19 protein-coding genes and 1 pseudogene are annotated in these 18,036 nt (G+C 42.6%); all 20 read left to right on the top strand.

Translation table 11 applies throughout. From position 1 onward, the window contains the following. The first annotated feature begins 101 nt into the window (after nt 1-101). A complete protein-coding gene (locus tag Aso01_RS14350) occupies nt 102-344 on the top strand; it encodes a hypothetical protein (protein ID WP_004935587.1) in 243 nt (80 codons plus the stop codon). Nucleotides 345-834: 490 nt separating this feature from the next. After that, the gene (locus Aso01_RS14345; RefSeq protein WP_004935596.1) at nt 835-1,263 is read left to right on the top strand and encodes a hypothetical protein; all 429 of its coding nucleotides are present in this window, start codon (nt 835-837) and stop codon (nt 1,261-1,263) included. Next, a complete protein-coding gene (locus tag Aso01_RS14340) occupies nt 1,232-1,873 on the top strand; it encodes a putative metallopeptidase (protein ID WP_004935600.1) in 642 nt (213 codons plus the stop codon). The genes Aso01_RS14345 and Aso01_RS14340 overlap by 32 nt, the downstream gene beginning before the upstream one ends. Nucleotides 1,874-1,933: 60 nt before the next feature. Continuing rightward, complete coding sequence (locus tag Aso01_RS14335) at nt 1,934-2,395, top strand: DUF2280 domain-containing protein (RefSeq protein WP_004935602.1); 462 nt, start codon at nt 1,934-1,936, stop codon at nt 2,393-2,395. Next, nucleotides 2,385-3,929 (top strand): phage terminase large subunit, encoded by a 1,545-nt coding sequence (terL, locus tag Aso01_RS14330; RefSeq protein ID WP_004935605.1) that lies wholly within the window; start codon nt 2,385-2,387, stop codon nt 3,927-3,929. The genes Aso01_RS14335 and terL overlap by 11 nt, the downstream gene beginning before the upstream one ends. After that, on the top strand, nt 3,893-6,049 hold the full coding sequence (locus tag Aso01_RS14325) for a phage portal protein (protein WP_004935611.1): 2,157 nt from the start codon (nt 3,893-3,895) through the stop codon (nt 6,047-6,049). The genes terL and Aso01_RS14325 overlap by 37 nt, the downstream gene beginning before the upstream one ends. Before the next feature lie 41 nt (nt 6,050-6,090). Next, nucleotides 6,091-7,293, top strand: a complete 1,203-nt coding sequence (locus Aso01_RS14320) for an HK97 family phage prohead protease (protein ID WP_004935616.1) — start codon at nt 6,091-6,093, stop codon at nt 7,291-7,293. Nucleotides 7,294-7,356: 63 nt separating this feature from the next. Then, nucleotides 7,357-8,883 carry a hypothetical protein gene (locus Aso01_RS14315; protein ID WP_004935619.1) on the top strand — a complete coding sequence of 509 codons (1,527 nt, stop codon included), beginning with the start codon at nt 7,357-7,359 and terminating at the stop codon, nt 8,881-8,883. A 64-nt stretch (nt 8,884-8,947) separates the two neighbouring features. Beyond that, complete coding sequence (locus tag Aso01_RS14310; protein ID WP_004935624.1) at nt 8,948-9,289, top strand: hypothetical protein; 342 nt, start codon at nt 8,948-8,950, stop codon at nt 9,287-9,289. Nucleotides 9,290-9,294: 5 nt separating this feature from the next. Continuing rightward, on the top strand, nt 9,295-9,825 hold the full coding sequence (locus tag Aso01_RS14305) for a head-tail connector protein (protein ID WP_004935628.1): 531 nt from the start codon (nt 9,295-9,297) through the stop codon (nt 9,823-9,825). Then, the gene (locus Aso01_RS14300) at nt 9,822-10,301 is read left to right on the top strand and encodes a phage virion morphogenesis family protein (protein WP_004935630.1); all 480 of its coding nucleotides are present in this window, start codon (nt 9,822-9,824) and stop codon (nt 10,299-10,301) included. Before Aso01_RS14305 ends, Aso01_RS14300 begins: the two co-directional genes overlap by 4 nt. Beyond that, nucleotides 10,298-10,732, top strand: a complete 435-nt coding sequence (locus tag Aso01_RS14295; protein WP_004935632.1) for a hypothetical protein — start codon at nt 10,298-10,300, stop codon at nt 10,730-10,732. The genes Aso01_RS14300 and Aso01_RS14295 overlap by 4 nt, the downstream gene beginning before the upstream one ends. A 62-nt stretch (nt 10,733-10,794) precedes the next feature. Further along, entirely contained in the window at nt 10,795-11,562 is a 768-nt protein-coding gene (locus Aso01_RS14290; protein ID WP_004935636.1) for a hypothetical protein, read from the top strand. A gap of 5 nt (nt 11,563-11,567) precedes the next feature. Next, nucleotides 11,568-11,879, top strand: coding sequence for a hypothetical protein (locus Aso01_RS14285; RefSeq protein WP_004935638.1), 312 nt, complete (start codon nt 11,568-11,570; stop codon nt 11,877-11,879). A 26-nt stretch (nt 11,880-11,905) separates the two neighbouring features. Further along, on the top strand, nt 11,906-12,139 hold the full coding sequence (locus tag Aso01_RS14280) for a hypothetical protein (RefSeq protein ID WP_004935639.1): 234 nt from the start codon (nt 11,906-11,908) through the stop codon (nt 12,137-12,139). A 71-nt stretch (nt 12,140-12,210) separates the two neighbouring features. Beyond that, nucleotides 12,211-12,708: a zinc-ribbon domain-containing protein gene (locus tag Aso01_RS14275; RefSeq protein ID WP_004935643.1), complete on the top strand. Its 498-nt coding sequence runs from the start codon at nt 12,211-12,213 to the stop codon at nt 12,706-12,708. Between the two features lie 61 nt (nt 12,709-12,769). After that, nucleotides 12,770-16,282 (top strand): hypothetical protein, encoded by a 3,513-nt coding sequence (locus Aso01_RS14270; RefSeq protein ID WP_004935647.1) that lies wholly within the window; start codon nt 12,770-12,772, stop codon nt 16,280-16,282. Nucleotides 16,283-16,291: 9 nt separating this feature from the next. Continuing rightward, nucleotides 16,292-16,933 (top strand): DUF2460 domain-containing protein, encoded by a 642-nt coding sequence (locus Aso01_RS14265; protein WP_004935649.1) that lies wholly within the window; start codon nt 16,292-16,294, stop codon nt 16,931-16,933. Beyond that, nucleotides 16,930-17,787 carry a phage/gene transfer agent baseplate hub protein gene (locus tag Aso01_RS14260; protein WP_004935651.1) on the top strand — a complete coding sequence of 286 codons (858 nt, stop codon included), beginning with the start codon at nt 16,930-16,932 and terminating at the stop codon, nt 17,785-17,787. Before Aso01_RS14265 ends, Aso01_RS14260 begins: the two co-directional genes overlap by 4 nt. A 59-nt stretch (nt 17,788-17,846) precedes the next feature. Further along, nucleotides 17,847-18,036: pseudogene (locus tag Aso01_RS14255) on the top strand (CotH kinase family protein); the annotation flags it as partial.

Genomic DNA, 18,036 nt, shown 5'->3' with positions numbered 1-18,036 from the left:
GGCGAACTTGTACTTAATCGCCACTCTGAAAAGCTCATCAAATCGATGGGCTTTTTGCGTTTCTGTGGTATAAAAATATCTCCAATAATAAGGGGATAGAAATGAGGACTATTACTTTAAAAAGCATTGAGAGTGGTGAAGAAATCAAAGTTCAAGAAATAGATGATTCTGAGGATACTCCAAGCATTGATGGTTATATAACAAGAGTCATTAAAACTAAATGGGTTTATTTGGAAGGCGGCGGTAATGTTCCCTTTGAATTTCACGAAGATTTAAGAAATGCGAATTTAAAGAGTCAAATCGGAAAAGGTCATATAGTTGTTGATATTCAAAATGTCAGTTAAAAATTAGCCGGACGTATTACGGCCCATAAAGCCCCGCTAAATATCGATTATTGGCGGGGTTTTTTCTATTTTTAGAAGCTGGGAATCATAAAAAATTAGTGATTAAATTTTATAACAGTGTTATAAGATATTGATAATTAATAATAAATTTTTGTTTTTTGAATCTTTTTAGTGCTATAGTGCTCTTTACCGGAAACTAAAAAGGTGTTTTTATGATTGAGTTTAAATTAGGTCAAATTGTCCGTCTTAAATCCAGTAGCATACGGATGCAAGTTGAGTCGATTAAGGATGATAACCTTACTTGTATTTGGTCGGACAACGAAAAAAAATTGATTTTTAGTCGCGAGTTCAACAAAAATTTGGTCATACCATGTGGACTCAATATCAATCAAAATACAATCAGAGAGTTAAATAAGGCTTTTAACAAATGATTGAAATTCCTAAAAATAAAAAAACTCTCGTAAGAGGGTTTTTTTAATGGGCCGAACATATGGAAATAGATACTTATAAATCCAAAACCAAAAAAGCGCCGTTAAAACCGAAGCCAAGAACAAAACCTTTACCTAAGGCTAAACAGAATTATCTCGAAGCAGAAGAAGCTTTATTTCAAGAATTAGAAGAAAATCTGATTGGATATCGCCGTAAGTTTAAGTTCGAATCTACAAAAAATTGGCGTTTTGACTTTTATATTGTGCGGTTGAATCTGCTGATTGAGATAGCTGGGAGCTCGTGGGCTGTAGGTCGCGGTGGTAAGAAGGTGGCTAATTCTTTGTGGAAGCACGACTCAGCTATAGATGTTGGATTCAGGTTTGTCCGCTTTGAGCCTTGTCAAATTGAGTCTGGCTTTGCGATCGACTGGATTAAAGATGAATTAGCGAGACTAGAAGATGGACCAGATCAGACCATTCCCCCAGACTGACTTTATCGACCAAGCGGAAGAAGAGGAAGCGATTCGCATCATTGCGGCGCCAGAATTAAAAGAATGGGTAATTGCAAACTTTTTGACATTGGGCGGTGAATTGCATAACCCGGATCATGATCATATCGCTGAGCTACTTCACGATGATGAAACGTTTCTAGCCTTTGCTTGGGCATCATCTGCATTTACACGGGCTAAGCGCATGGTGTTGGGCCAGTGTGAAAAGGTGATGTTCAACCAAAGTGGGTGGAAAAAGGCCCGACAAGAACAACAGATGCGTGATTGGTTTGGCTTTGTGCCTGTTTATCTCATTACCATTGATGCTGGCTTTTGCGAGCAAGCGAGTGATCGAGAGTTTTGTGCTCTGATTGAACATGAGCTTTATCACATCGGTGTTGAGCGTGATGGAGACGGAGAGATTATCTATAGCGATCACACTGGCTTACCAAAGCATTACTTGGCGGGCCACGATGTTGAGGAGTTTGTGGGCGTAGTTAAACGCTGGGGCCCGAGTGATGATATTAAGCGTCTTGTCGAAGTCGCAAAGCAGGCGCCGTTTGTATCAGAAAAAAATATAGCTGCAAGTTGTGGGACATGTTTGATTAAGTAGAGCCTTCGGGCTCTTTTTTTTGCCTGTCTTGTTATACGTAGTCATACGAAAGAGGTGTTTATGGCAGCCTTAAAAGAGCCTGTAAAAATATTTATAGTTCAAGCTCTTGCATGCCGTGACACACCACAAGAAGTCGCTGATCTGGTAAAACAAGAGTTTGGCATAGATGTAGATCGTATGCAGTGTGCTGCTTATGATCCAACCAAAGTAGCAGGACGAAACCTGAGCAAAAAATTTAAGGATTTATTTAATGAAACCCGAAAAAAATTTGATGCAGGTTTGGTGGATATTCCAATTGCAAAAAAACATTATCGGATGAAGCAATACGATAAATTACTTCAAAAAACTAAGAACACTGTTATGGCTTTGCGAATCATGGAGCAGGCAGCAAAGGATAGCGGTGGCCTTTATACAAACCGCACGGAACATACGGGTAAAGACGGTGCGCCGTTAAATCCACCTGCGAGTGTACCGCTTGATGCGTATTTAGCAGCACGGGAGAGCATAAAGGATGAGTATTAACCCTGCTGCCCGTGACTTGGCCATACAGGTTGAAGCGCAGGAAGATTTTTATTTTTTCTCACGCTATATGTTCAAGGAACGTCGAAAATATAAATGGCTGCACAATGAGCATCATCAAATAATCTGTGATGCTTTGATGAAAGTGTTTCGGGGTGAGATTAAAAGATTAATCATCAATATTCCACCACGTTACTCTAAAACCGAACTTGCCGTAATTAACTTCATGGCATGGTGTTTTGGAAAAGTGCCAGATTGCGAATTTATTCACATCAGTTACTCAGCAAAACTCGCTGCAAACAATGCTGCTCAGACTCGTAACCTGGTGCGTGAACCATCTTACCTAAAGGTGTTTCCTGATCTGGCATTAAAAGATGATAGCCAGGCAAAGGATGATTGGCGCACTGTTGCTGGTGGCGTGTGCTACTCACAAGGTACCGGTGGTACGATCACTGGTTTTGGTGCTGGTAAGTTTCGTGAAAAATTCGGTGGAGCAATCATTATTGATGATCCTCACAAAGCGGATGAAGCGAGTAGTAAAACCATTCGAGAGGGAGTTATTGAATGGTTCCAGAACACACTAGAATCTCGAACAAATTCACCAGATACGCCAATCATTGTAATTATGCAGCGATTGCATGAAGAGGATTTGGCAGGCTGGTTGCTTGGTGATCGTGAAGACGGAGTAGCGAAAGCAGGCGGGAATGGCGAAGTATGGGAGCATTTATGCTTATCAGCAATCAAGCCAGATGGTACGGCTCTATGGCCTGCGAAGCATTCAATTGAAACATTAAATCGTATGGAGCTCGCTGCACCTTACGTATTCGCTGGCCAGTATCGTCAACGTCCATCACCACCTGCAGGTGGCTTTTTTAAACCGGACAATATTGAGATTGTTGAGGCTTTGCCTGCTGAGGTTGGTCGTTCATGTCGTGCTTGGGATTTGGGTGCAACAGAAGGGGAAGGAGATCCAACTGCTGGTGTACGTATAACCGATGGCAAGGATGGTTTTTGGTACATCGAAGGTGTTGAGCACGGTCAATTAGGTCCTGAGAATGTTGAGAAGCGGATCAAATCAACTGCAGCCATGGATGGTAAAAATGTTGAGATTCGAATTCCTCAAGATCCTGGTCAAGCCGGTAAAGCACAGGCCAAGTCATTTATTAAAATGCTTTCTGGTTATTCAGTAAAAGCTGAAACCGTCTCAGGTGATAAAGCCACACGTGCTGCACCATTTGCAGCACAGGTCAATGTAGGCAATGTGCGAATGCTAAAGGGCGATTGGAATAAGGCTTACATTGAAGAATTGCGTAACTTTCCAAATGGCAAGCATGATGACAGGGTAGATGCTTCATCTGATGCTTTTAATGAATTAAATGATATTAAGCCAGGACAAGGTTTATTTGATTTTATTCAGCGACAAGCACAGGAAAAACTATCACAAAGTACTGAAGCTGTAGAGCCTCAGGTACAAACCGAACAATCGCAAGGGGGTAATTCATGGCTACAGCAAGCGGGGGCAAGGTCACAGCCTTAGCAGCTGACTTTGTGCAGCGTGTTGCAGCTGGTATCACTACTGCACTAACAGGTAAGGCGCCAGATTGGTTTGGCCCATCTGAACCTATAACTGGTGTTGCGCCAGAAGGAACAGCAGGACGTCAATTTGATTACGGTACTGGAGTCAATCTAAACAATACGCCACGTCAGGGAGAGCTTTATGGGTTCGCAGTTATGCGAGCATTAGCAGACTCTTCCGACCTATTACGAGTCATTATCGAGCGCCGTAAAGATCAAATTGTAAGGATGGACTGGGTTATCAAGGTTAAAGATAAAGCCGGTACGGTCGGAGATGAATCAGCGACACCAGATCCACGGTGTGATCTGGTTGAGGAATTTTTTAGATTTCCAGATAGAGAACATGATTGGGCCACATGGTTACGCATGTTGCTTGAGGATCTGCTTGTTATCGATGCGCCTACAGTTTATCCCCGAAAAACTAAAGGTGGAGACCTGTATTCTCTAGATCCAATAGATGGGGCTACGATTAAGCGAGTATTGGATATATACGGTCGAACACCCATGGGGGATGAGGTTGCGTATCAGCAAATATTAAAAGGTATGCCTGCTGTCGACTATACTTTTGATGAGTTGTTTTACCTTCCACGTAATCCGCGAACACATAAGGTTTATGGCTATTCACCAGTAGAGCAAATTATCAACATCATTTCATTGGCTTTGAATCGTCAAACATATCAAACAAGTTATTACACGCATGGAAGTACACCTGATTTGATTTTTGAGGTTCCTGCTGAATGGTCTAGCGAACAAACTCAACAGTTTAGTAATTGGTGGAATAATCTCTTATCTGGAAATCTTCAGGAACGACGCCGTACCCAGTTTGTACCAAAGGGCGCAAAGCCAATTGATACGAAAGAAAAAGCACTGACAGATCAGGCCGATGAATGGATTGCTCGCGTTGCTTGTTTTGCATTTGGTATTTCTCCTCATGGATTTGTGAAAGAGGTAAACAGAGCTACTGCAGAAACAGCACAACAAGCTTCACAGTCAGAAGGTTTGGCACCTCTAATGATGTGGGTCAAATCGATGATGGATCGAATCATTTGCGTTTACTTTGGTTCAGATCTTGAGTTTATTTGGCAATCTGACGAAATGGTGAGTCCTAAGGATCAGGCAGACATTGATGTTAAGTATGTTACCGCTAAGATTTTAACCGAGGATGAAGTTCGTTCTAAGCGATTTGGTCTAGGCGCATTACCAGTCAAACCTGAAATAACTGAAGATCCTTCAGTCGATGATGAGCAATCACAAGATAAAAAGGAGAAGTTTAGTAAAGCAAAAAAGTCTGTAAGTCCAATCAACCGGGATCGTGTAGTGATCAAGGATGCAACTACAGCACTCCAGGAACAATTACAAAGCTTTTTCGAGATGGAGTCAGAGTTACTGGCTCAGGATCTCATAGCTGCGATACAGACCGAGATGCTTGGCAAGGCTACTGATAATGATGGACTTATAGGGAAAATTCTAAACACATTGTCATTTGGCCGCTGGCAGACTCTAGTTGATGGGCTTAAATCTACTTTACAGGTTGTTTCTTTAGACGGTGTGAATGAAGCATTTTTTCAAGTTGGTGTGAATCCGGACACTATAGATGATGCACTTTCATTGGCAAATCAAAAGGCGATTGACTATGCCGCTGATCGAGCAGCAGAGTTGGTTGGCATGCAGTGGAAAAATGGGAAATTAGTTGAAAACCCTAATCCTACTTATTCAATCACCGAGAGTACGCGCGATATGCTGCGTGGCAAGGTCTCACAAGCCATGGAAGAAGGATGGAGTAACGATAAGTTAACTTCTGAAATTAAGGCAGATTATTCATTCAGCGCTGAACGTGCAGCGTCGATTGCTCAAACAGAAACAGCAATAGCTGATGTTGAAGGGAATATGGCAACTTATGAGGAGACAGGTCTGGTCGAATCTAAGCAATGGTTGGCTGCACCAGGATGTTGTCCAAAGTGTGCTGCACTTGATGGTGTCATAGTTCCACTGAATGATTACTTTGTACCTGGCAGTTTTAGAAAGAATGCCCCCCTTCATCCTCATTGCCGGTGTGATGTCTTACCCGTTTTGAAAGATTAACAGCCCACAATTTAGTGGGTTTTATTTTGTCTGGAGTTTTTATGAAACTTAAAAAATTATTTGGTGCTATTCAAAAAGTTAATGATCAAGATGATGGCACCATTATTGTAGAAGGTATCGCTTCAACTGAAGAGCAAGACAGTGATGGCGAAACAGTTATGGCCAGTGCAATTAAAGCAGCCATTCCAGATTATATGAAATTTGGTGCTGTCCGAGAGATGCACAAACCAACAGCAGCGGGTACCGCTTTGGATATTAATGTTGGTGAGGATGGTGTAACTACGATCAAAGCACATATTGTTGATGCTGAGGCGATTAAAAAAGTACGTGCTGAGGTTTACAAAGGTTTTAGCATTGGTGGAAGTGTTACTCAGCGTGATGATCTAAATAAAACAGTGATTACTGGTATTAATTTGGTCGAAGTATCTTTGGTGGATCGTCCTGCGAATCCTAATGCAGTAATTACATGTTTCAAAGCGGATGGTATAGAACCTGATAGTGCAGATAATGATACCCCTCAAGCAGTAACAGAGCCTATTGAAAAGGCTCAAAACGCTGTAAATGAGCCCCTAAATAAAAGCATGTGGCAAATTAGTGATTTTTCTTCAATTTTGCGCAACTTGTCTTACTTGATTTATGACACTCAATGGGAGAGTGAATATGATTCAAATGGAGGGGATTCAGCGATCCCTAAGCAGTTGGTTGATTGGCTTAAAGAAGGCGTTCTTATCTTTAATCAATTTTCTGAACAAGAGTCGGCTAAATTGGTTACAACCGTTGAAAATATCGTCAAGTCCAAAGGCGTCGATACTTTGGCCAAGGCTGGTACCAAGTTCTCTAAATCTACAAAATCACAATTGGCTGATATTCACAAAGCGCTCAAAGAGTGTGACTCTAAACTCGCTGCACTCGGTTACGATGCGTCAAATGAAGATGAGTCAGAGGAAGATGAGACCTCGAAAGCAACTAATGCAGAAGCTTTGCAGAAAGTACAGTCTGAGCACGACTTAACAAAAGCTGATCTGGCTAAAGCACAAGCCGATCGAGACAGTTTGGCCAAACGCGTTAAAGAATTAGAGGCTCAGCCACAACAACCTAAGGCAGCAGTCAAAGATTTAACAAAATCATCGGATATGAATCAGAATGCTGAATTTAACGTACAGCCAGTCATTGACGCATCCGGCAGTATTAATGAGGCAGCTTCATTAATCAAAGCAATTCATACAACCCCCATTTCGGCGTAATTCATAGCGCCTTAACTTGGAGCACCTAATCAGGTGCTTTTTTTATTTTATGGAGAGTAGGCAATGCCTCAAGCAAATTTAGAACAAACTTTAGACGCTATGAAATCAGCTCGGGCGTCTGCAATGGAAAATCAGTTTTTAGCCAAGTCTTTTACTCAGCCTGGTTCAGCAACAACTGGTTTACAAGCTTATAACTTGGAAGCACCATCTAAAAAGTTTATCCCGGTACAAACCCCGCTTCGTAATTCCATTTCTCGCGTGACTGGTGGTTTTGCAATTCAGGCGAACTGGAAAGTTATCACGAACATCAATGTACAGAATCAGCGTGCTGGTGTGGGCGAAGGGCAGCGTGGTGGAAAGATCCAACATGAAACATCAGAATACTTTGCTGCATTTCGTGGTTGGGGCCTTGAAAATGATGTGACTTTTGAAGCTGATTACGCAGCCAAAAACTTTGAAGATGTCAAAGCATTGGCAGTGAGTCAGACTTTAGAAGCAACCATGATTCAAGAAGAGCGATTGATCTTAGGTGGTAACACATCTTTAGCACTTGGACAAACAGCAACACCAACACTTGCTGCTGTTGGTAATGGTGGAACTTTGACAGCGGGTACCAAGTCTGTAATTTGTATCGCACTTGGCTTGCAGGCCTATCTTGATGTTGTAGGAATGAACAATGGAGGTATTGGCCAGACGTTTGATCCGATGTACTCGCAAGTACCTGGACAAATCACCCGAACCAATGCAGACGGATCTACCTCATCATTTGGTGGTGGATCTGCGCGCAAGTCAGCAGCTGCGACAGTGACTGTTACTGAAGGTGGTTCTATTACTGCTACTGTTTCCCCAACTACTGGTGCTGTTGGATATGCCTGGTATATGGGTGGCGCTGGTTCTGAAAAACTGATTTCTGTAACTGCGATTAATAGCTTAATCATTAAAGCTGAGCCTCAAGTCAATGCCCAGCTTGCAAGTACTATCACGGACCAAGACAATTCAACATCTGCATATGACTTTGATGGTTTGCTCATCCAGGCATTTAAACCCAATAGCAAAGCTTATATTAAGGTAATGCCTACGGGCACAGCAGGTGTGGGTACAAAGCTAACCAGTGATAATGCTGGTGGTGTTGTAGAGATCAATGAAGCACTGTATGCGTTTTATACACGCTACCGTTTAAGTCCAGATGTCATTTATGTCAGTGCGCAAGAGCTTCAGGATATTACTGCACTGATCGTTGGAAATAATGGTGCACCTTTACTGCAGCTCACTGTGGATGTTAATGATCCTTCAAGTATTGTCGCGGGCAAGGTGGTGGGAAGTTATCTGAATAAGATCACAAACCAAAAAGTAGATATTCGTGTTCATCCAAATATGCCTACTGGTACGATTTTCTTTTTCACACGTAAATTGCCTTACCAACTTTCTAATGTCACTGATGCGGTACGTATGCATATGCGACAAGACTATTATCAAATTGAATGGCCATTACGTACGCGTAAATACGAATATGGTGTCTATGCTGATGGTGTTCTCCAACATTATGCGCCGTTCTCCATGGGAGTTATTACGAACATTGCGCGTCAATAATTCAGATTTACGAAATTTAAACGCCCGATGATATCGGGTTTTGCTTTTTTTTAGGAGAATGAAAATGCCAAAGTTCAAGGCACCAGAACATGTGAGTTCAGTCAGCATTGCTGGAACTGAATACAAAGTCGAAAACGGATTTGTTGAAGCGCCGATCGAGGTCCACGTTCAAATCTCACCATTAGGTTTTACGCTATCTTCAGAATCACAAAATGATTCAGATACAGATGAGGCATTGCGTAAAGCTGCAGATGATAAGGCGGAACGGGATGCCAAAAAGAAGGCAGAAGCAGAAGCCAAGAAGCAGGCAGCAGCTGAAGAAAAGGCACGTATCAAAGCTGAGGAAGAAGCCAAGAAGCAGGCAGCAGCTGAAGGCGATACTTCACCACCTGCAGATCAGGAATAATGCTTATGGCACTGACTACACTTGAAAGAGTAAAACAGTGGCTGAAACTCCAAACTGTAAGTGCGGATGATGATCTACTGGAGCGCCTGATTGATGCAGCCAGTGCCTTTGTAGAAGGATGGCTGGGTTTTTCAGTTCTACGCCATGAAGTTACAAAGTGGTGTGATGGTAATGGTAAGGATGAGATGGTTCTTACAAGTCCGCATATCCTTTCAATCAATGCGATTACTATTGATGACCGTGATATCTCGCCTGATCAATATCGCCATGCTGATTGGTGGATCATCCTTAAAAATGGCTGTTTTAGCCGTGGCCGCCGTAATGTGTGTGTTCGTTACGATATGGGTTTTGATGATGTTCCTGCGGATATTGAAAATGCTGTCATTGATCTTGTTGGATTAGCCTATAACGAACGGGACAGGATTGGTTTTCAATCGAAATCACTTGCAGGTGAAACGGTGTCTTTTTTCACTGGTGCATTATCTGATCGAAGCAAGATGGTATTGCAGCAGTATAAACAGGTGGTGCCAGGATGATTGAATCTTCAGTTAAAGGTGATGCTCAGGTAGTTGCAAGCTTAAATCAACAATATCGTGAAATCACTTCTCATGTTCAAAAGAGTATTGGCCGGTTAACTTTAAAATTACTCACCAAGGTGAAGGTAGATAAGTTATCTGGTCAAGTCCTCAATGTAAGAACTGGACGTCTAAGACGTTCAATTACACATAGAGTTACTGCAGAGCAAGAATTGGTAACTGGTATTGTTGGTACCAATGTTGAGTATGCTCGTGCTCATGAGCTTGGCTTTAATGGTGATGTTTCAGTTAAAGCGCATCTGAGACAAATCAAAAAAGCATGGGGTAAGGATATTACACCCAAAACTGTTGAGATCCGCTCACATAGTCGGCATGTGAATTTGCCGGCTAAATCATTCTTGGGTTCGGCTTTGGCAGATATGGCGCCGGAAATCTTGGCGACTTTGAGAGAATCTGTAAATCGGGGGATCTTATGAATCGTGAAGAGATCTATGCTGCACTTTTTGATCGTGTATCAATCGTTCCTGGCATTGTGGTTGCTGAACGTCGACTTAGGCATTGGAATGACGTGAAGTCCATAGAGCAGCCATACTTATGTGTTGCTCAGGGTAATCAGACTGCAACCCAGGGTAATCCAGTTAAAGGGCTCTACGCTAAGTGGATCTTGGAAGCTGATATCTATGTCTATGTTCAAACGACTGGAAAACAAATACCAGGTAGCGTGATCAATCCTATTTTAGATGCAATTGAAAATGCATTGGCACCACAATTTCCAGATATTAATAAATGCCAAACCCTAAACGGATTGGTTGAGCACTGTTGGATTGAGGGAACCATAGAAACAGATGAAGGCACTTTGGGGGATCAAGCTGTAGCGATAATTCCTGTAGTTATCCTAGTCGCCTAATTTTTTATAAACACTTTTTAAACCGCCTTTCATGGCGGTTTTCTCATTTTTAAGAGGTCGTTATGGCTCAATATTTATTTGGTGCAGGAAAAGTCTTTGCTACGCCAATTCAGGATGTCTATGGGCAGCCGATCAGTAATGCCACCCCGGTTGAAGTGGGTGTGATGCAGTCTGTATCGGTTGATATCAGTTACGATTTAAAAGAACTATTTGGCCGTGGCCAGTTTGCGGTTGATGCTGCACGCGGTAAAGGCTCTATTAAGTGCAAGGCTACCTTTGGCCGTATTAATGGTGCGCTACTTAACTCGATCTTCTTTGGTGGGATTATTGCCGAAGGTGGTCTGGATGTCGTTACGCAAACGATTAATGGTGAAGTCATTCCTTCTGGTGGATCTGTAACGCCAACTGTTCCCAACAGTGGCACATTTAAAAAAGATCTGGGCGTCACCGATGGCAAGGCAATTCCGCTCAAGCGTGTGGCCAGCGCACCGGTAGCAGGTCAGTACAGCGTCAATGAAACAACAGGCGTATATACGTTTGCTACTGCCGATGCCAACAAGACGGTATTTATCAGCTTTAAATACTCTACCAGCGTGGCGGGTGCCAAGTCTGGAACGGTAACAAATCTGGACATGGGTTACACGCCTGAGTTTGCTGTCGATCTGATGCGCGACTACAAGGGCAAGTTCTTTGGCATGGAGTTCTTCCGCTGCGTGAGCAACAAGCTGGCGTTCAGTTCAAAACAGGACGACTACGATCTACCTGAATTTGAATTTCAGCCAATGGCCGATGACCTGAACCGCGTATTTAAATGGACCACTTCGGAGTAACACATATGCAATTCAAACAAGTAGAAAACCCGCGTGGTACAACTATTATCATTGACGATCAGGCTTTTGTTTTCGCGCCGTTGTCGCTTGGTGCAGTCGAAAAACTCCTACCGGCATTACAGGGCTTTCAGCCAAATGATGTTGGGACAGTGATTGATGTGGCACATAAGTCTTTAAAGCGTAATTATCCTGACATCACACGCGAAGATGTAGCTGATATGCTTTACATGGACCAGCTTCAAGAGGTCATGGGCGCGGTCATGTCTGTATCTGGCCTTACTGGTAAAGCGGATGCCGGTGAGTCATCGGGGGAATAAACTGGGAGGAGCTGTATGCGCATTTAGTGCTTACGCTCGGTAAAGACTATGACTACGTTCTTAACGAGTTGGATTTTCCGAGATTAAATGCTTTGAATGCGTATCAAAAACAGTATCCTCCCGCCGAAGTCGGTATCCAGCGTCTATGTCGGATTCTTGAAGCATTTATGGGGATTGAAGATAGCCCGAGTTTTGATGATATTGAATCCGATGATGACAAAATGATGGATGATCTTATGAATTTCCCTCAGGGTGGTTAAGGCTGCCCTGATTGATTTATTACACAGTGTTTATTAAAGTTAGACAATTTCATTAAAACAAAGAGAAATATATGGCTTTAATTAATTGTAAAGAATGTGGGGCGCAAGTTAGCACGCAAGCAAAAACCTGTCCAAATTGTGGTGCCAAAGTTAAAAAACCAACATCAAAATTGACTTGGATAATTCTTGGTGTAATTGTTTTTGGAATATTAGCTTCAATGATTGGAGGTGAATCAACCACATCATCAGATGGTACAAAAACCTTGTCTCCCAAAGAACAAGCACTCCAAGATGTAAAATTTGATTTTGATTGGAGTAAAGCTGGTTTTGACAATATCATGATGATTGATATGACAGTAAAAAATACTGGAACCAGGGATATTAAGGATTTTGAAGTTGAATGTAATCATACTTCGAATAGTGGAACCAAAATTGACAGCAACAAAAGACAAGTTTTTGAAATTGTAAAAGCAGGTGAAACACGAACTTTCAAAAACTTCAATATGGGGTTTATACATAGTCAAGCTTCATCATCAAGCTGTGCAATCACAGATTTAGTTGTTATTTAAAAAATTTTAAATAAAAAAACCGGCCATTGGTCGGTTTTTTTTATGCCTGAGGAAAAGTTTAATGGCTAACCAAAATGAAGTTGAAGTAAAGATCACAGCCTCAACGGATTCACTTTCCGATGGCATGAATCAGGCAACTAACAAAGTTCAATCTGCTGCTAATGACATTAATCGTATTGCAGATAGCATTAAAACGGCATTTGATGGGGTACGTGATTCTCTTAAAAATATCGATGTTAGTCTAAATATCGACATGAGCGCCGTTAAACAGCGATTAAGCAGTGCTGCAAATACAATCAAAACCCAAATTAATAATATTGTAGATGATGCATCAATCAAGTTAAAAATCGACACGACGTCTTTGAGTTCCGAGATAGGACACGCTGAAAATCTAATCAGATCTCGCTTATCATCTTTACCTATTCAAAATGTAAAACTTGATATCGATATTCATGAGATTCAAAGAAGACTCAACTCGGTTTCGGGGCAGCAAGTTAAAATCAAGTTGGGCCTTGATACTTCAACGCTACAAGCTCAATTGCATCAAGCCAAAAATACCATTACGACCACGTTGCAATCCACTTTATCAAGTGCGATCAGAATTACAGTCAATTTACCATTGCTTGCAGCGCAGTTAAGTCAGGCAAAAGCCATGATAAATCGTGCCTTGAGTCAATTAAATGGTTCAAACATCAATCTGAATACAGTCATCAATATTGATGCGACCAGCACAATGTTGCGCGGCTCTCTGGACCGTTTAAAAACAAGTGTTGATCATTTGCGTAATCGACTGGGTTCAGGCGGTGGGGGTGGAGGAGGCAGTGGATCTGGTGGTTCAGGTGGTAGCTCTGGCAGTGGAGTAGGTACGAGCTTTCTCGGCAATTTTCTGGCCAATATTGGTAGTGAACTCGTTTTACAGATCAGCGCCTTGACTGGAGAATTAATCAGAAACGCGCGTGAACTTGAAAATATGTCACGTCTAGCCAATTCAACAACCCTTGAATTTCAAGAGTGGGCTTTTGCATCGAAATCTGTAGGTATCAGTCAAGAAAAGCTTGGCGATATCATGAAAGATGTCAACGACAAGTTCGGTGACTTCATGCAGACCGGTGGCGGAGAAATGAAAGATTTCTTCGAGAAGATTGCACCTAAGGTTGGTGTGACTGCAAAAGAATTTCAGGGCTTATCTGGCCCTCAGATTCTCGGTAAATACTATGAGACGCTGAAGAAGGCTAACGTATCGCAAGCTGAGATGACATTCTATATGGAATCTATTGCGAATGATGCAATGCTTCTTTCCCCGCTGCTCGAAAACAATGCCCAAAAGCTTAAGGAATATTCAAAGCAAGCGCATGATCTGGGAGTAATTCTGGACGATAAGGCCATTCAAGCCACCAAGGAATTTGATGCGGCATTAGGATTAATTAGCGCCACAATTAGAGGCTTGGTAGGGCGAATCATTGCCGAGCTCGCACCTGGTCTAAAGACCATGGCAGATGATTTTCTATCCTCTGCAACCAAATCAAAAGATGCGATCGATGGTTCAATTTCTGCAATTATCACAATCTTTGAGAGTTGGGCACAGATTTCTCAGGATCTATTTGCAACAGTAGGCGGGATCTGGAGTGACTTAACTTCTGACATCGGTGATGGCAGTCTGGAGCAGATTAGTTTTATGGATCTGGTATCAGGTGCCCTTAAAGGTTTCGGTGCCGCTGCAGTCGGCTTACAGGTTGGAATTAATATTGCATTTTCTGCAATTAGAGTTGTCATCACAACTGTATGCCAGGCAATTGCCGTAGCAATCAATATTGCCTTGAATGCCTTTGGTGGTTTTAGAGATACGATTCAGTTTGGTCTTGATGTTTTAAGCATTAAGTTTCAGACATTTGGTAGTGTAGTTAAAAGTATCTTGAGTTTTGATTTTTCTGGCGCTTCTGCAAATTATGAAAGCAGTCTAGCAAAGATAGGATCGATCACAGATCAGTACACCAACAAAATGATAAGTCGTGCGAAAGACATTAAAACTGCTTTCAATAATTCGGCATTAACTGTCAGTAATTCTTTGGTTCAGGCAGGACAGAATATTTCAAGTTCTGCAAATAATGGCGGTAAAAAGCTTCAGTTACTTTTTCTTAAAGATCCAAACGCCACTGAGGAAATCTCAAAGCCAGCCAAATCACCGACCTTTAATTCCAATCGTGGCATAGGTACGGGTAAAAAGGATGAGAAGGAGAAAAAACCGAAGAAAGGCAAATCTGATGCAGAACGTGAGGCCGAGCGGGAAGCCAAGGCAATCGCTGATATCCGCTACAAGTATGCTACTGAAGAGGAAAAAATTCAGCTAGATCTAAAAAAAGCCTTGGAGGATATCGAGAAGGCCAAAATTCCCGATGCTGAAAAAGCACAGCTAAGAATCAAGGCTGAGAAATTGGCCAGCGACAAGATCAAGGCTTTGCGTGCAGAACAGTTCGAGAAAATTAAAGAGATCCGTGAGCAGGAAATTGCAAACGCAATTGAACAGGCACAGCGTATCTTTGATATTGAAAAAGCCCGTATTCAGGCACTTTTAGATGCAAATAAAATCTCGAACGCTCAAAAGGTTCAGATGGAGAAGCAACTTGAGGATCAGCTTCGGGCAATCAAGCGCAATGGTCTGGAAGAGCGTTTAAAACTTGAGGAGCAGTACTCATCGATCTCAGGTAAGGGTGGTAATCAGAGCCGGATCACCAATGATATTGCAAATCTGGATACTGATCAGAAGGTCGCCAATACGCAATCATTTAATCTCATGTCTGAAGCCCAGATGAAGGATTTCGAGAAAAAGTTTGGCGGCCTTACTGATCGTATTTCAAGCCTATGGGACAAAGGCATTCAATCGATGATGAATGGTACCTTGACCTGGAGAAATGCAAGCAATGCAATCATGACTGAGATGGCGGGCTTCTTTATTCAGAAAATGGTAACTGAGCCGCTACGCGAGTACATGATTGGTCTATCCAGAAGAATGGCCATTAAAATGGGTTTTATTCAGACTGAGACGGCTGCCGAGGTTGCTGGCCAAGCTGCCCAGACCGGTGCTGTTGTGGCTGGTGAAGGAGCCAAGACTGCTGCGACCAGTGTCGGTGTCTTTGCGCGTATTGGTTTAAAAATCATGGAAACCATTAAATCCATCATGATGTCGGCATGGGAGGCTATGGCCAAAACCATGGCGTCCATTCCATTCCCTGTAAACATTGCTTTAGGTGTTGCCGCTTTTGCGGGCGTTGCTGCACTTGTGGGCAAGGTGGCCTCTGCCCGTGGCGGTTACGACATTCCCGCCGGTGTAAACCCTATGACGCAATTGCACGAAGAAGAAATGGTATTGCCGAAACAGCATGCAAATACCATTCGTGCGTTGGGTAAATCTATGGCCAATGGTGATTTTGCTGATCCTGCTGCTGCATCTGGTGGTGATTCGTATCACTTTAATCTTGGATTTGTAGACACTAAAGGCGCTGATCGATGGCTGAAGAAAAACGGTAAAGCTGTAGCAAACAGCTTGAAAGGTTATAGCCGTAATTTTGGTAAATAAGGAGGATTCATGTCAGACGTATTGTTTCCTGAACTGCCGGGTCTAGACTGGGATCTCACCAAAACCCCGATGTTCAATACCAAGATCATGCAGTCCGTAAACGGCCGCGAGCTACGGGCCAGCTATCAGGCAGTGCCCAAGTATCAAATCAGTATGTCCTTTGCCTTTCTTCGTGAAAGCAAAGGACGCAAGGAATTACAGCAGCTAGAGGGGTTTTTTCTTGAGCGCCGTGGCTCATTTGATTCATTCCTTTTCAAGATGCCTGAGGACAATGAATTTCAGTGCACATTCATTGGGGATGGGGTGCAAACGTCATTCCAGCTTTATAAGCAGATCAATATCACTCAGATCCCTTTGCAGCATACGCAAGCGGAACAGAGTAAAGATCCGTTGATGTGGGATGAAGTTGCATCAAAACCGATGTGGTCAGATCCTGATGATCAAATGTGGCTACTTCAGTTTAGTATTACTAATAATGGTTTGCTGCAAATGCCTATTCCGTTAGCCGCAGGTGAATCTATCACGATCACCGGCACCTATTATTATCGCTGCCGCTTTGCAGATGATGAACAGCAGTACACCAATTTTATGAGCAAACTCTGGAAAGCTGGAAAAGTCGAAATGGTAGGCTCACTGGGGAATAAAGTATGAGAGCAGCCTCGGAAAAACTTATTGCATTGTTAGATGCCAATCAGTTCGTGATGGCGGATCTATATACGATCACGACGATCCAGAATGATATCTATAGATACACCAATTATGACTTTGATCTTATTGTTGCGGGTGAGCTTTATCATTCTGATGGACCCATCATTAGTCGGGATGGCATCACATTATCATTGGGTGTGGAAGTGGATAATCTGTCTGTAACCATTGACGTTACTGATGAAGAAACTTTTGAAAGTTTGCGTATTGTTCAGGCTTTTCATAATGGCCAGATGGACGGTGCACGTTTCAAGCTTGAACGTATTTTTATGGATGCATCCACACCAACGGATACCAGTGCAGGAACAATCAAGTTGTTTGAAGGCCGAATTATTGAACCTGAGTTCGATCGCAATACGATTCACGCCAGTGTCGCATCAGATCTGGATGAATTGAACGTGCAGATGCCGCGTAACCTATACCAGCCAAGCTGCAGCAATACACTGTTTGATCACGCCTGTGGTTTGAATCGTGAAAATTATGTGCTTGAAACTACGATTTCTGCTGGCAGTACTGCATCGCGGATCCTATGTGATATCCACCAGCCGCAGGGCTGGTTCACACAAGGGGTGATTGAGTTTTTAGAAGGTGGAAACAAAGGGCTTAAACGCACGATTCGTTTGCATGAGTTTGATGTCCTCCTGCTGACTTTGCCACTACTTGAAGATCCTGAGGTGGGGCAAAGAATCAAGGTGTATCCGGGTTGCGACAAGCGTCTGGAAACCTGCCAGAACCGCTTCAATAACTTTTCCCGTTTCCGCGGCGCGCCGTTTATTCCAATTCCGGAAACGTCTGTTTAATCAAATTTAACTTTCTAAGCCTCGCATTCGCGGGGTTTTTTGTTCTTGAGGGTAACCCAATGACTGTACCGAGCGATTACGATTTTATCGGGAACACCATCACCGAATCACAGTTTAAAAATGCATTAACTGTTTTGCTCAATCATATTCGCCAAATGTCACTTGATTTAGTCGAGGCGCAAGGCGGCAACTATAGTTATGCAACCATGGCCTTATTTGATGCAGACAAAACCAATGTGCCAGCAAACT

The organism is Acinetobacter soli (assembly GCF_000760595.1).
Classification (GTDB): Bacteria; Pseudomonadota; Gammaproteobacteria; order Pseudomonadales; family Moraxellaceae; genus Acinetobacter; species Acinetobacter soli.
This window is presented reverse-complemented; position numbering and strand designations above follow the sequence as displayed.